At 70.3% G+C, this 14,632-nt stretch carries 10 protein-coding genes and 1 pseudogene; 4 read left to right on the top strand and 7 right to left on the bottom strand.

From position 1 onward, the window contains the following. The first annotated feature begins 432 nt into the window (after positions 1–432). On the top strand, positions 433–1,077 hold the full coding sequence (locus ACFXKZ_RS02850) for a helix-turn-helix domain-containing protein (RefSeq protein ID WP_379995675.1): 645 nt from the start codon (positions 433–435) through the stop codon (positions 1,075–1,077). A 204-nt stretch (positions 1,078–1,281) separates the two neighbouring features. On the opposite strand, the gene ACFXKZ_RS02845 is transcribed toward ACFXKZ_RS02850, so the two are convergent. The 4 genes from ACFXKZ_RS02845 to ACFXKZ_RS02830 are packed head-to-tail and all read right to left on the bottom strand — an operon-like array spanning position 1,282 to position 6,785. Beyond that, entirely contained in the window at positions 1,282–2,556 is a 1,275-nt protein-coding gene (locus ACFXKZ_RS02845; RefSeq protein WP_379995673.1) for a cation:proton antiporter, read from the bottom strand. A gap of 13 nt (positions 2,557–2,569) precedes the next feature. Continuing rightward, the gene (locus ACFXKZ_RS02840) at positions 2,570–4,018 is read right to left on the bottom strand and encodes a cytochrome P450 (protein ID WP_379995670.1); all 1,449 of its coding nucleotides are present in this window, start codon (positions 4,016–4,018) and stop codon (positions 2,570–2,572) included. Then, positions 4,015–5,157 (bottom strand): alpha-hydroxy acid oxidase, encoded by a 1,143-nt coding sequence (locus tag ACFXKZ_RS02835; protein ID WP_379995668.1) that lies wholly within the window; start codon positions 5,155–5,157, stop codon positions 4,015–4,017. The genes ACFXKZ_RS02840 and ACFXKZ_RS02835 overlap by 4 nt, the downstream gene beginning before the upstream one ends. A 5-nt stretch (positions 5,158–5,162) precedes the next feature. Continuing rightward, entirely contained in the window at positions 5,163–6,785 is a 1,623-nt protein-coding gene (locus ACFXKZ_RS02830) for an NAD(P)-binding domain-containing protein (protein ID WP_379995666.1), read from the bottom strand. A gap of 616 nt (positions 6,786–7,401) precedes the next feature. Here ACFXKZ_RS02830 and ACFXKZ_RS02825 point away from each other — a divergent pair. Then, on the top strand, positions 7,402–8,760 hold the full coding sequence (locus ACFXKZ_RS02825) for a diaminopimelate decarboxylase (protein ID WP_379995664.1): 1,359 nt from the start codon (positions 7,402–7,404) through the stop codon (positions 8,758–8,760). Here the strand turns inward: ACFXKZ_RS02825 and ACFXKZ_RS02820 are convergent. Both ACFXKZ_RS02820 and ACFXKZ_RS02815 read right to left on the bottom strand, forming a co-directional pair. After that, on the bottom strand, positions 8,747–9,412 hold the full coding sequence (locus tag ACFXKZ_RS02820; protein ID WP_379995662.1) for a nitroreductase family protein: 666 nt from the start codon (positions 9,410–9,412) through the stop codon (positions 8,747–8,749). The two genes, ACFXKZ_RS02825 and ACFXKZ_RS02820, sit on opposite strands and share 14 nt — an antisense overlap. 90 nt (positions 9,413–9,502) lie before the next feature. Then, the gene (locus ACFXKZ_RS02815) at positions 9,503–10,969 is read right to left on the bottom strand and encodes a PP2C family protein-serine/threonine phosphatase (RefSeq protein ID WP_379995660.1); all 1,467 of its coding nucleotides are present in this window, start codon (positions 10,967–10,969) and stop codon (positions 9,503–9,505) included. Positions 10,970–12,486: 1,517 nt separating this feature from the next. On the opposite strand from ACFXKZ_RS02815, the pseudogene ACFXKZ_RS02810 reads away from it, so the two are divergent. Next, a pseudogene (locus tag ACFXKZ_RS02810) lies at positions 12,487–12,789 on the top strand (esterase/lipase family protein); the annotation flags it as partial. Positions 12,790–13,168: 379 nt separating this feature from the next. Continuing rightward, positions 13,169–13,597, top strand: a complete 429-nt coding sequence (locus tag ACFXKZ_RS02805) for a hypothetical protein (protein ID WP_379997336.1) — start codon at positions 13,169–13,171, stop codon at positions 13,595–13,597. A gap of 179 nt (positions 13,598–13,776) precedes the next feature. On the opposite strand, the gene ACFXKZ_RS02800 is transcribed toward ACFXKZ_RS02805, so the two are convergent. After that, entirely contained in the window at positions 13,777–14,631 is an 855-nt protein-coding gene (locus ACFXKZ_RS02800; protein ID WP_379995658.1) for a hypothetical protein, read from the bottom strand. Position 14,632: the final 1 nt, after the last annotated feature.

Here is a 14,632-nt window from a genome sequence, read left to right as displayed (position 1 = left end):
CGCCTCCTCGGCGCACCCGACGGACCGTCATGCGGCCTCTCCGGCCGCGATTTTCGCGTCCGCGAACATATTGGGTACAGATCGAGTACAGCCCCGATACGCGCCCGCATCGGCCATCCGGCCCGTCGGGCACCGGCAACAATCAGCCATCGCGGCCGGATTCGCCGTTATGTGCGAGCCGAAATGCCTGCGATCGGTGCCGGCTATGCTCAGTGGCGACCCGAACCCCTTCCCGAGCACCACGTTTTCCCACGTCGAGGTTCGGCACGTCGTGTACGGAGATCCACCCCCTTCGATCTCCGCCGGCCCCGTTCGACCACCACCACGGCTCGACGGGACAGGACAGGGCGTCAAGCGCACCGGAGGCACCACCTTCACCCCAAGGAGGAACCACCAGATGTCGCACTTACCCCGTTGCGAAGGAACCGCGAGATGACGGCCGCGCCGCGACCCGAGGAGCCGACGGGCGCCGAACTCCCGGCGCCCCGGCCGATCGGCTCGTGCCACCGGGAGTTGGGATTGACCCTGTACCGCCTGCGCCTGGAGCGCGGACTCTCCCTCCGAGCCCTCGCCCGATCTCTCGGATACAGCTCGCACAGTGCGTTCGCCGACTTCGAGAAGGCCCGACGCATGCCCGGCGAACCGCTCCTGCTCGCCTACGAGCGCCTGTTCGAGCTTCCGCGGGGACTCCTGCTCGAACTACACGCACGGGCGTTGGCCGAACGCGCGGCGCGGTTGACCGCGATCCGGGAAAGCACCGTCCTGGGCAGCACGGAGACCCTCGGCACACCGACACCCACACTCGACACCTCGGCCCGCTCCCCGGCGCCCCCCGCCGCAGCACCCGGTCCCCCAGGCACCGAGCCGACCGGCAAGCCCGACCGGGGGGTTACGCGCGTCAACCAGAGCAAACGAGCCGAACCCCCGGCCCCGCTCGACCGGAAGAGCCGCCTCACCGGATTCGCCCGCAGACCCAAAGCCACCGGCGGCCTCGCCGGCCTGGGCGCGGCCGTCGCACATCTCCTCGGCCGCCGTACCGACGCCGGATCCGGCACCCGAAGCATCGCAAAACGCTGAGCCCTGCAATCACCACTCACGCACACCGCGCACACGCACCACAAGGGTCCCCGCCCTCCGCCCCGGCGAGGCCGTCCCCACACAACGACACAGACACCACCCGTACAGGGCACGGCCCGGCACCCCCGCCGGGCCGCGCCCCCGCCTCGAACCCCCTACCATCGCGCGGCGTTGCCCTTCACCCGAGCCGCGCACACCGGCCGCTCAACCCGACGCCACCGCCTCCTCCTCCCGACTCGCCCCCGCGTGCGCCCGCGCGCCCGCCTCGCGCCGATCGAACAGGCTCAACAGCGGAACCGTCATGATCGTGGTGATCAGGGCGACCAGGACCAGCGCCGCGAACAATTCGTCGCCCACGATGCCCGCCGCAAGCCCGATGTTGAGCGCGATCAGCTGCATCAGCCCCCGGGCGTTCATCAGTACGCCGACCCGCACGGCCACCGGCCGGGGCTCCCCGCGCAGCCGTGCGGCGGCCCAGCAGCCACCGAACTTGCCGGCCACCGCGACGATCACCGCCGTCGCCCCGAACACCATCACCGACGGGTCGGCGAACACGTCGAATCGGGTGTTCAGTCCGGAGTAGGTGAAGAACATCGGCACGAACACCACCTGGGTCACGGACTGGGTGGACCGCACCAGCCGCTCCGAGTTCTCTCCGCGCGGCATGGCCATCCCGACACAGAACGCGCCGAACACCGCGTAGAGGTCGATCTTGTCGGTGAACCACGCGGCGCAGAACAACACCACGACGACGAGCAGGAGTCGGGTGTCGTCGCCGAGACCCGGACGCTCCACGATCCACCGGAGCAGCAGGCGCCCCAGCAGGAGCAGCACCACGACGAACAGCAGGGAGCCGCCGATCGTCTTGACGACCGGTCGCACCTCGCCGGACGCCCCGCCCAGCACCCCCGCCAGCATGATCCAGGCGAGGGCGTCGTCGGTGGCGCCGGAGGCAAGCGCGAGGGAGCCGAACCGGGTCCCGGACAGGCCGCGTTCGGTGATGATCCGGGCCAGCATCGGAAACGCGGTGATCGCCAGGGCGACACCGACGAAAGCCGCCGTGACCCAGACCGACACCCCGTCGACGAAGATGCCCACGTGCCCGTACGCCGCCAGGGTCAGCCCCATGCCCAGGATCAGCGGGATCACCACCCCGGCGGCGGAGACCGCCACCGCGGTGCCGGCCAGTCCGCGCCCGGCGTGCGCCCGGAATTCGTAACCGGCGGCGAACATCAGGGCCACCAGGCCGATTTGGCCGGCCACGTACAACACCGGTTTCAGCTCCGGCGGGAACACCTCGGCGGAGGTGCCGGGGGCGACCAGCCCGAACAGGGAGGGGCCGAGCAGCACTCCGGCGATCATCTCGCCGACCACGGGCGGCTGTCCGAAGCGGCCCACCACGAGGACGACCAGCCGACACGTCAGCAGGATCACCACGACGGCCAGGAAGAACACGGGCGCGAGTTCCGACGGAGTCATCGCCTCGCCCCTCTCATCGGCCGGCGGGAACGGAGGGCGCGGGACCGGCGGAGGCGGGACCGGCGGACGCGGCACCGAAGTAGGCGCGGCACAACCCCCGTCGGCGGGCGTCATGAACCATGTAGGCGCCGAGCACGAGCTGGGTGAGGCTGCGTGGGACGGCGGCCCATCGGTCCGTGAGGCGCATCACCGCGAGCCGGACCCGGGGCCGGCGCGGGGTCGCGGCGACCGGATCGGTGCGCGGGATGAGCAGGCAGGGTCCTCGGTTGGGCAGGGAACGGGTGTGCTGCGCCGAGGAGTCGAGCCGAAAGCGGCGCAACGTCTCCTCGGCCGCGACCCGCAGCGTGAGCAGGGCGAAGCCGCGGGCCGGGCACGGGCGATTGGCGGTGACGCCGAACGGGATGTATTCGGCGGGCCGGGTGTCCGGGCGCAACCACCGATCGGGGTCGAAGGCAAGGCCCTGGGAACCCTGATACTCGGGGTAGTTGAACAGCAGTACCGAGCCGGCCGGGATGGGCTCGCGTCCCTCCCGGGGAATCTCTCCCGAGGTAATCCGGTGCGCCACGCCGAAGAGCGGGAAGTGCAGCAGCGTTTCGTCGATGATCCGATCCAGCTGATCCGGATCCGAGCCGGGCGCCTGGAGGCGGGCCTGCACGTCGCGGTGTGTGGCCAGGGCCAGCAGCAGGTGGGCCGACGCCTCCGACATCTGCACCACGGCGGTGTTGAAGAACGTGCCCTGGAGGTAGTACGCCTGCTCCCGCCGGTCCAGCGACTCCGGCAGCGGCCCGGGCGGCGGGTCGTCGGCGAGCCGGGCCCGCAGGTGGTCGGTGAGCCGGGCCCGCCGGTCCATGTGCCGAAGGCCCAGGCACTTGATCGAGTCGACCACGTCGTTCGCATGATCGGTGATCAGGTTTCGGACGTGGCGCGGGCAGGGCTCGCGGAAGACCACCTCGTAGTAGACCTCGGCCCAGACGGGCATCATCAGGTCACGCAGACGCACGCGCAAGGTCCCTGCTGCGTACGGGTGTTCGCGCGGTTCACCGGGCGCCGGTTCGCCGCCGGTCAGCTCATCGAGGACATTGCGCGTGCAGCGGCCGACCAGTTCGGTCCACTGCTCCCGGGAGATGCCCGCCAGGATCCGTCGGGTGGTCCTGGCCACGTCGTCGTAGCGGGGCCCGGGCTCCAGGTGTTCCTGGTGCACCTCCGGACCCGGGGCCAGCCAGTACCAGAACAGGTCGGACAGGGCGGCGCCGCGACTGCGGCCGTCCGCCGCCGGGTGCCCGTACACCCGCTTGAACTCCTCGGCGGGCACCTCGGGTCCGGGCGCGCGCACACCGTCCGCACCGCCTGCCCGGGCGAAGATGCGAACGCGCAGCGCGACCACGATCCCCGGCAGCCAGTAGGGCAGCACCACCATCGGGAGCACGACCGCGCCGACGATCGACCAGCCGACGGCGCTCATGCGACCACCCCGCCGAATCGGGTGTCCGCCCCCGGCGTCACGGTGGGACCGGGCGCGGATCCCCACCCCGGCACCCGGACCAGGTCGGGCGTCAGATCGGCGAGTCCGGAGGCGCCGCACAGGGCCAGCGCGTCGTCGAGTTCGTCCCGCAGCAGGTGCAGCAGCCGTCGTACGCCCTTCTCGCCGCCCTCGGCCAGCGCCCACATCACCGGTCGGCCGATGCCCACGGCGACCGCGCCGAGCGCCAGCGCCTTGACCACGTCGGTGCCCCTGCGGATCCCGCCGTCCAGCACGATCGGGATGCGCCCCGCCACCGCGGCGACCAGCTCGGGCAGCAGCTCCAACGTCGGTGGCACGGTGTCGAGTTGGCGACCACCGTGGTTGGACAGCAGCAGTCCGTCGACACCGTGGCGAACCGCGAGCCGGGCGTCCTCGGGATGCAGCACACCCTTGAGCAGGACCGGCAGATCGGTGAACCGCCTCAATCGATCCACGTGTTCCCAGGAGAGGTCCGGGGACATCGCGATCTGCCGTACGTGCCCGCGCTCGCCGTCCCGCAGATCCACCAGGTTCTCGCAGCGCATCCCCGGCGGCAGGTCGTGGAACGCGTTGCGCCGGTTGCGCTCGCCCGCGCCGAGCACCGGGGAGTCCACGGTGACCACGAGGGCGGTACAGCCGGCCTCCTCGGCCCGGCGCACCAGCGCCTCGGTGATCCCCGGGTCGGGTTGGAGGTAGAGCTGGAACCACAGCGGCGGCGCCTGGCCGGGCTCGGCGGCGGCGCGGGCCGCGTCGGCGACCTCGCCCACCGCCACCGTGGACGCCATGGAGACGATCATGATCGCCCCGGCGGCGGCCGCGGCCCGGGCGGTGGCCGCCTCTCCCTCCGGATCGACCAGCTTGTGGAAGGCCGTCGGCGAGAGCAGGATCGGCAGACGTGCGTGACCGCCGAACAGGCCTACGTCCAGGTCACGTTCGGCGCTGCCGCGCAACACCCGGGGCAGCAGTCGCAGCCGGGCGAACGCCGCCTCGTTGGCCCGTACGGTGATCTCGTCGCGCGCTCCACCTGCGATGAAGTCGGCGTATACGGGATCCAGTCGGGCGCGCGCGGCCTCCTCGAAGTCGTACACGGTGAACCGCACCTCGCTCACCGCCCGGCCGGGCTCGGCCGCCGGTCCAGTTCGCGGGCGAGGAAGGCCACGAGTGGGGCGTGGTGGACCTGCGGGTGGTCCCACTCGTTCTCCAGGTTCTCCGTCATGTTGTGCGTGGCCGACAACTCACCGTCCCGGAAGTGCCGGATCACCGGGTGCAGATAGGCGGCGTCGATGGAACCGTCCACCGAGTTCTGCGCGGTGCGGCGCACGGTGATGTCGAACGGGTCGACCTTGTCGTGGTCGGGCCCGTACTCGAGGGTGATGGTGAAGTAGTCGCCGCCGTCGGGCGATCGGCTCTCGTGCGCGTAGTCGACCGGCACCTCCTCGCGGTAGTGCGCGTTTCCGTCGTGGTCGACCACGATCAGGTCCCCGATCACGCCGAACTGCTGCCACAGCGCCGAGCTGCGATTGACCCGGGCCATCACGGCATCCGCGAGCGCGACGGGCGTGGCCGCCAACGTGCGCTGCGGCCAGGGTCGTTGGTGGTATCGCTCGTCGAGGATGTGGCTCAGCGCGCGGACGGCGTAGCGGAAGCCGTGGATGAAGCCTCCGGTGGACTTCTTGAAGTCGCGCTGCTGCATCAGGGTGCCGGCGAAGTACAGTCCGGGCACGTTCACCGACTCGTAGGCCGGGGACAGCGCGGCGAACCGGTCGTCGATGGCGAGTTCGGGGCGGCAGTCCGGAGCGAAGATCGAGGCGTCGAAGCGGAAGCCCGTACAGACCAGGACCCGGTCGTAGTGGAGTTCCTTGACCACCTCGTCGGCGCGCGAGAACGCGAACCGCACCCGGTAGCGCCCCGCGTCGCCGCCCTTGTCCACGGACAACACGCGGCCGTCCAACACCGCGTTGCGCAGCTTGAGTTGGTAGGTGTCGAGGAAGTTGGCGTTGATCGCGCGCAGGTGTCCGACGAAGTGGGTGTTCCAGGCGAGCCGAATGGAGTGCGGCCCGGCCACGTGGATCACCGCCGCGGTCTCCAGGAGGTTGTCCGCAGTCTCCAGCGCGGAGTTGCCCTTGCCGAGAATCAGGACCCGCTGATCGACGAAGTCCTCCGGGTTCACGGACACCGTCGAGTAGTCGTCGGCGGTCTCGATGCCCGGGATATCGGGGGTGTTGGGCCGGGTCAGTCCGGTGGCCACGATCAGCCGCCGGGCGTGGTGTCGCGTCCCCCGCTGGTCGGTCACGGTGAATCCGCCGTCGGCACGGCGCCCGATCCGCCCGACCCGGGTGTCGTAGACGATGTCCAGGTCGAATGCGGCGGCGAAGTCGGCCAGATAGCGCACGAGGTCGTCGGCGTGCGGGAAGTAGCGCTTGCTGTACCGGGTGAACAACAGCTCGGGATCAGGGGACAGGAGCGAGTTCCAGTCCATCCGCATGTTCAGCTCGGGATCGTCGGTGCCATTGTACACCTTGTTGATGGAGATCAGTTTGCGGTGCCGCGGGAAGGTCCGGAAGAAAGTGCCCGGGGTGCGGCCACTCTCCAGGACCCGGTAGCCGTGCCCGGCGGCCTGGAGTAACTGCGCGATCTGGAGCCCGGCGGGGCCGGCGCCGATCACCAGGTAGTCGAGGAGGTCGGGTTGCGTGGCGGAGACGGTGGGCGTGCTCGATACGGAGGTCATCGAACTCTCCTTGCGCTCCGGGCGAGGACGGGCCCGGAGACCGGTGGGGACGGATGGGGACGGACGGAGACGGATGGGGACGGTGTCGCGGGAAGTGCACGGGGGCGTGCGGGCGCGGCGGGGTACAGGGGCTGCGCGGGCGCGGGTGCCGACCGGGCGGGCGTGGTCGGGGGCCGACGGGGCAGGGCGGCGCTGAACGGTCCGGCCGCGGCCGAGAATCGCGGCGTGACGTCTAATCCCTTGAAGACTCAACAAACACGGTAGTAACGAGGATCACGCCGGGCAACCACACGACGCAACCGAATGATGACGCGAACAGCGCACCGGATCGGTCCGGCTCGGGTTCGTCGCGCGGGGCGGGCCGGTCCGGACCACCGGCGGAGCCGCGCCGCCGAAACGACCGCGGCGAAGACGCAAGGCGCGGTCGTCGCCCGCCACAACGTCGAGCCGACGGTTCGTCGCACTCGACGATGTTCGGCGCGACCGGGGTGGGGATGCTGGGCTTGCGGGCGTCCGGCAGGGCGGCGCCGGCAATGCCCTCCCGCGCGACGGAGGTGCCCGCGAGGTGGGCGTGGGCGCGCGGCGAGTGACGAGCGACCAGCGACGAGGAGATCCGGTGGAGACGACTTCCGATGCGGCTCGGCGGCGGCGCACGGCTCGGGACGCGGCGGTGGCGGCGGCCGTGCGGCAAGGGCTGCTGGGCGCGGCCGAACCGCTGGTCGGGCTGCTGGACGTGGACGGGCTGCTCGGCACGGTCGCCGAGTTGCACGCGGCCTTCGCCCCGGCCCCGGTCCGGCACGCCTTCGCGGCCAAGGCGTGCGCCCTCGCGCCGGTGATGCGGCTGATGGCGGACGCGGGGATGGACTGCGAGGTCGCCTCACCCGGCGAGCTGCGGCTGGCGCTGGCGGCCGGCTTCCCGCCCGAGCGCATCGTGTACGACAGCCCGATCAAGACCGTCGCGGAGCTGGAGTTCGCCCTCGCCCACGGCGTCGCGCTCAACGTGGACAACCTCCAGGAACTGGCCCGCGTCGACGCCCTGCTCGCCGGTGGGCCCGCGCCGGCGCCGCTCGGGATCCGGGTCAATCCTCAGGTGGGCCGCGGTTCGGTGGACTCCACGAGTACGGCCACGGCGACGTCGAAGTTCGGCGTGGCGCTGCGCGACGAGGGCGCGACCGAGGCGGTCGTCCAGGCGTTCGTCCGCCACCCGTGGCTGACCCGGATCCATACCCATGTCGGCTCGCTGGGCTGCCCGTTGCCGCTGATGGCCGAGGGCGTGGCGGCGGCCCACGCGCTGGCCGAGCGGGTGAACGCCGAGGTCGGGCAGCGCCGGGTCACCGGCCTGGACATCGGCGGCGGCCTGCCGGTGAACTTCGCCGACGACACCGACACGCCGACCTTCGCCGACTACGTCGCCGAGTTGCGCCGGGCCGTACCGACCCTGTTCGACGGCCGCTATGACCTGATCACCGAGTTCGGCCGCTCGATCTTCGCCAAGAACGGCACCGTCGCGTCGATCGTCGAATACACCAAGACCACCGGCGGCCGACGCATCGCCGTCACCCACGCGGGCGGCCAGATCCTCACCCGCGCCATGTCGATGCCCCAGGCGTGGCCGATCCGCATCGACGCGTTCGACGCGAAGGGCCGGCCGAAGTCCGGCCCGACCGAACCCCACGACATCGCGGGCCCGCTGTGCTTCGCCGGCGACCTCTCGGCGATCGCTCGCGACCTGCCCGTACTCGAACCGGGCGACATCCTCGCCCTCCACGACACGGGCGCCTACTCCCTGTCCACCCACTTCTCCTACAACTCGCTCCCCCGCCCGGCCATCCACGGCTACCGCACCACCTCGACCGGCGAAACCACCTTCGCCCCGATCCGCCCGGCCCAGACCCTCACCGAGGTCCTCACCGACAGCGGCACAACCCACATCGAATCCCTGACCACCGCGATAAAGGGGATCAGTCCGTCATGAAGGTCGTCGTCTCGGTGATCGGGGCCCGGTCCGTGCGGAAGGGACGCGTGGTCGGGTCCTCGAAGCCGATCGACATGCCGCAGTACAGAATCAGCCCCTCCGGGGGTGACACGACCTCCGCGACGGTCGCCCGATACACCGACCATGCCATCTGCGGGCAACTGTGCAGGCCCTCCGCGCGCAGCAGCAGCATGACCGTCTGGAGATACATGCCGAGATCGGCCCACTGGGCGGATCCCATCTCGCGGTCGATGAAGCACAAGAGCGCGGCGGGTGCCCCGAAGCAGTCCCAGTTCGCGGTCACGGCCTGTGCGCGCGCCCGCGTGTCCCGACGCGAAATGCCGAGCGCGCCATAGCGCTGCTCGGCAGCCGCGGACCGCCGCTCGCGGTAGGGCGCGCCCAGTTCGGGCGGGTACATCTCGTACTCCCGCGCGTCTCCGGGATCGCCCGCGGCCACCCGCTCGGCGGTGCGCTTCTTGAGCCGATCCAATGCGGAACCGGCGAGCACGTAGGTGTTCCAGGGCTGAAGATTGGCCCCGGAAGGCGCCCGGGACGCGGCCGACAGCACTCGTTCCAGCACCTCCCGCGGAACCGCGTCACCGGTGAAACCGCGCACCGCACGCCGAGTCGCCACGGCCTCGTACACGTCCAAGCACAACCACCTCCCACGCCCCCTGACCACGCCCACCTACACCTGTGACGACTCGGGAAACAAAGAGGTGACCGGCACCATCCCGGCGGTTCATCGGTGTCGGCGCTGCGGCCCGATGAGGGTGGCGGCGGTGGGGGTCGTGCTGTGGGCCGTCGCGGTGATGCCCGGGGCCGTCGCGGTGTCGCGCGCCGGGACGGACAGGGCGAGCAGGGCGACGTCGTCGCGGTCGGAGTCGGGCAGCGTGCCCAGGAGGGCGACGGTGTCATCGACGAGGGACCCGGCGGTGAGGGGGCCGGGACGCAGGGCCAGGAAGGCGGTCAGGCCCTCCTGGTCGAGTCTGGCGCCTTCGGCGGTACGGGCCTCGGTGAGTCCGTCGGTGTACAGGAGCAGGCCCTGGCCGTGGGCCAGATGCAGGGTGCGGGAGGCGAACGTGGCGTCGGCGAAGGCGCCGACGAGCATGCCGCCCTCGGCCCGTACGGTCTCCACCCGCACGCCCGCGTCCGGGTCGGGGCTGAGGTGGTAGGCGGGGGGATGGCCGCCGGTGGCCAATGTGACGGTGAATCCGCCGTCGGTGTGCGGGTCGAGCATGCCGAAGATCGCGGTGCAGAATCGGGTGCCCACCGAGGCGTCGAGCAGCAGGGCGGTGTTGAGCGCGCTGAGCGCGGCGGTGGGGTCGGCGTCGATCAGGGCGGCGGCGCGCAGGGTGTAGCGGGTCAACGAGGTGACCGTGGCGGCCTCGGCGCCCTTGCCGCACACGTCGCCGAGGAAGAACGCCCACCGCCGGGCGCCGAGCGGGAAGACGTCGTAGAAGTCGCCGCCCACCTCCTGCGGCGAGGCCGTCTGGTAGTGGCAGGCCAGTTCCAGGCCGGGTACGGCCGGCAACAGCGGCGGTATCAGGGTCCGTTGCAGCGTGGAGGCGAACGCGGCGATGGCGGCCCGGTCCCGCTCCGCGCGGCGCCGCGCCTGCTCCTCCGCGCGGCGCCGGTCCTGCTCGATCCGGTTCCGTTCCTGCTCGGCCCGGACGGCGTTCAGCGCGGACAGCCGCAACTCCAGTTGGTCGCGCACTATCGCGGCCAGGTCCGCGAGGGTGGCCGCGTCCGCGGCCTCGACTCGGCGCGGGCGGGTGTCGAGGATGTTGACGGTGCCGAGCCGGTGGCCGTCGGCGGTAACGATCGGCGCACCGGCGTAGAACCGCACCCCCATGGGTCCGGCCACCATCGGGTTCGAGCACGCAACGGGATCGACCAGCGTGTCCGGGATGATCAGGGTCTCGTCGCTCAGCACCGCCGAGTCGCACAGGCCCGGGTCACGGCCGATCTCGGTGACGCCGGGCAGGCCGTGTACGGCCTTGAATCGGATGCGATCGGTGTCGACTATCGTCACGGTCGCGACGGGGACGTCGAACAACCGTGCCGCGAGGGCCGCCACCCGGTCGTAGGCGCCGTCGGGCAAAGTGTCGAGGGTGTCGTAGCGACGCACCGCCGCGATCCGGTCCGCCTCCACCGCCGACGACCCGTTCGTCGGCCGGGCTTGGGGTACGGCTGTTCGTTCGGACATGTGCCTCGTCTCGTCTGCCCCCGTGAAGTCACCCACCAGGACGGCGGGAGCCCGTACGCCCATCCCCGAGGCGGCGGACGTGGCCCGCACGGGGGCGGTCGCGGTTCGTCCCTCGTCGTCGACCGGTGGTGCAGGTTCCGGTGGCGGGCGAGGTCGTCCACGCCTTGGGGAGCCACCTATCCCTGCCCCCGATCCGCCGGGCCGAACTCGCGCCGATCCTCGCGGCCGGCCGAGGCTTGAGTCGCCGATCGGGGGGCAGGCGTGCGGGCTCGGCCCATACGAGCGGTCGTCGCGCCGGCGCCGAGCCGAAGTGCCGTCCGCCGTCAGCCGATGCCCCTTGCCCCTTGCCCCTTGCCCCGGAGGAAGATCAGGTCATGACTCGACTTCGCCGTTCCCTCTTCCGGTGGCGGGTACCACGGCAGACCGGCGCGGCCGGGCGGGCGCCCGGGACGAGGTGCGGGCGGCGCTCGCCGGCTGGGGCTGGGACGAGGACCACATCGCAACGGCCGTCCTGGTCGTATCGGAGCTACTGACCAACGCGCGTTTGCACACCGACGGCCCCATCGGCCTGGCCATACGCCGCACGATGCACGGAGTGCGCCTATCGGTCACCGACACCAACCCCCGCCCCCGATCCGCCGCGACACGGGCCCCAACACGAGGGCGGCCTCGGCCTACACATCCTCGACACAATCACCACCCGCTGGGGCATCCGCACACACCGAACCGGCAAAACCATCTGGACCGCCCTCGAAGCCCCCCCACCACCCCTGGCCGGCCCGAGCCCGACCAACAGCCACCACGACCCGAGTACGCATCCCCCCATCACTACGCCGCGCACACCGCAGCAGCGCAACCCTGATCCTCATGACCACATTCGCAGCGGCATAGCCCACAAAGCCAAAACGGGCATCCATCTGGCGAGATGGATGCCCGAACTAGGTAAACATGCAGGTCAATCAGGGTGGGCACAGACAGACTCGAACTGTCGACCCCTGCTTTGTAAGAGGAAAGCCCACTTCACGTATCCGCCCCGATGTTGCCTGGTCTTACGGGATCTTCCCTGGTCAGCGCGACATCGGGGCGGCTACGTTTCCCGATCTTGCCTCGTCTTACCGGGTGTTGCCGGTGTCTTCCGGCCCCAATACGGCCCCAGTTGAAGCCGTCCCGCCATGTGATCCCCACACCTGCGGCGCACATGTCCAGGTGGCACGGCCAGCACGAACAAGCGGGCACCGCATTTCCCAGGGCGTGCAAACGGCCCTCGGTCCCCGGTGCTCCACCGGGGACCGAGGGCCGCAATCGCTCGTCTGATTGTGATTCTACGGCTCTCGGGCCCGGCGGGTTCGTCGCTTCGGAAGTGGATTATCCCGAGGGTATTTCGGTGCGCTGGTTTCGCATGCACGCAGGGTCACTCGGCCCTACCGTATCCCCATCGAAGGTCGCGATCGGGCCGAATTGGGTCAGTTCGTCGCATGGGAGCGAGGGGGTAGATGGGTCGTCGGCAGTTGGTGTAGGTGCTTCCGGGAATTGCTGGGAGCGTTCCGGAAAGGCCGCCGTCGGGGAAGGGGCCGGGGCGGCGGGTGTGGGATGCGGGGTTGGGGGACGTCGCGGCGTCGTTCCTGTTGCTCGGCTGGACACCCGTCCACGGCTACGAGCGGCTGATCAAGGATGGGCTCCGGTTGAGCGTCGTCGAGGCCGCGCAACGCCTGGCCGCCGACGTCCACCAACGTCTCAAGGATTGCAGCGACAAGGAACAAGCGGGGCGCGTCGTGGTGGTGGCCCACTCGATGGGCGGGTTGGTGGCTCGCTACTGCTCGGCCCGCTGGAGGGCTGACGGGTCTGTCGCTCCCTGGTCACTCTCGGCACTCCGCATCACGGCGCGCCCAAGGCACTGGGTTGGGTGGTCAACGGCGTCCCGCTCCGGTCCGGCGTCGGCGGCCCGAAGGGGGCTCTCGCCCGGTGACCGTCGATCGCGGAACTCCTCCCCCAGTACCCGGCCGTGTGTGACGAGACGACTCAAAGCCCCCTGTGCCTGCAGGGCTTGCCACGAGTGGGTTGGAGTCATGCCACCGACGGGGTCACCCACTGGGGACGGCAAGACTCTGCGCATGACGGGCGAGCAGCCGACGTGGCTGCACCTGACCGGCCGCAAGGACGAGTCGGCGACGGCGCCGTCCCCGCATGCTCCGCGGTGCCGTGGGAGATGGCCGCCTCAACACGATCGTGATGCGGGTCGCCGAGAAACACGGACCCATGTCCGCCGCCGCGTGGGTCGCACCGACACTCGTGCCCTACGAGGAAAGGCGCCCGTTGGGCGCCGTCCGGGGCGACCGCCACAAGACGACGCTGGGGCTGGACATCAAGGACGTCCACGCCGAACGCGCGATGCTGCCGGTACAGATCGCCATTCGCGGCGAGGACGCACCGACCGGCGTGGAGGTGTGGGCGACCCTGCGGTCCGCCGATGCCCCGCCGGATAGGCCGGGGAGCGAGGCGCCACTGACGGCGGACTCGACCTCAGGCGCGTACGTGAGCGAACTGGCCGGGCAACCGCCGGGGTGTACGAGATCGTCGTGGACGCCGAGGCCGTCCCAGGCGCTGGCGACCTCACCGTCGACGACCTGATCGCGGTGGTGAACCGTGAGCGCATGGCCCACCTGGAGCCTGACCGGAGATGACGCCGCGCTCGCCCGATACGTCGTCCCGGACGGGGTCGCGGGCCTGGTCTGCGACCTGAGTTGTTGCAGCCACCAGATGACGTACGCGGTCGTCGCGTCTCCCAGCGCGGCGACCTCCGCCAAGTATTACTGCTTTACGTGGGGAGCCATTGCTGCCGCGACTGCTGACGATTGGAGGTAGTTCGAAGCACGATGGAAGTCGAATAGGCCGATGCTCTCTTCAAGGTCGACGTCGATGCCGGGGAAGTACTTCTTCAGGGGACGCGGAATGGCTACCGGGTCGCCGCGGTCGGCTATATTCACCCATCGTTTAACTCCTGGGGGGAGGCAGCCAGTATCGTTCTCTGGTCTGGGCTCCAGGCGCTGGAAGACCGCATGTGGAAGTGCGAGCGGTGAGCCCATGGTTACCAGTAGATCCACTTGTAGCTCGGGGTGGGCATGCAACGCCTCGTACGCAACCACTGTGCCGAGTGAGTGTGCGATCACAACACCTGGTTGATGCGTTTTGATGCTGGCGGCCACCTCTTCGCGGGCGGCGTGGCGTTCTTGGGACTGCGGGTCTCGGAGGTAGGTGGCAAGCTCGCGAAAGAACCTGGCCACGAAGATTTGCGTGAGTCGACCATCCAAGCTGAATCGTTTGGCGACGAACTCGACAGCATGACGCAGTGGGATGGCCAGTCTTCCCTGGGTGGTGACCTGGGGAAGTCCGAGTGTTTCCAGCCATTTCTCTACCAATTCAGCTGCTTCGGGATCAATGATGGCGAGGCGTCCCAGTTCGTCGCCCGGTCCTTGCATGGTGGGTTGAGCTTGTCGCAAGTGATGGGCGTAGTAAGCGAATTTGAGGTCGACTTCTTCGGCGGGCAGGTTCAGTCCCGACGCCAGGTGGCGGGCCCAGGTGCCTGCGCGGGCGGTGGACACGGCCTCGGGTTGGTGACCGGGTGCGTAGTTTCCTACCCCGTGCACCGCGACGATTCGTGTCATG

Origin of the sequence: Embleya sp. NPDC059237, assembly GCF_042754105.1 — a bacterium.
Classification (GTDB): Bacteria; Actinomycetota; Actinomycetes; order Streptomycetales; family Streptomycetaceae; genus Embleya.
Note: the sequence above shows the minus strand (reverse complement) of the source record. Positions and strands in the feature narration are given on the sequence as shown.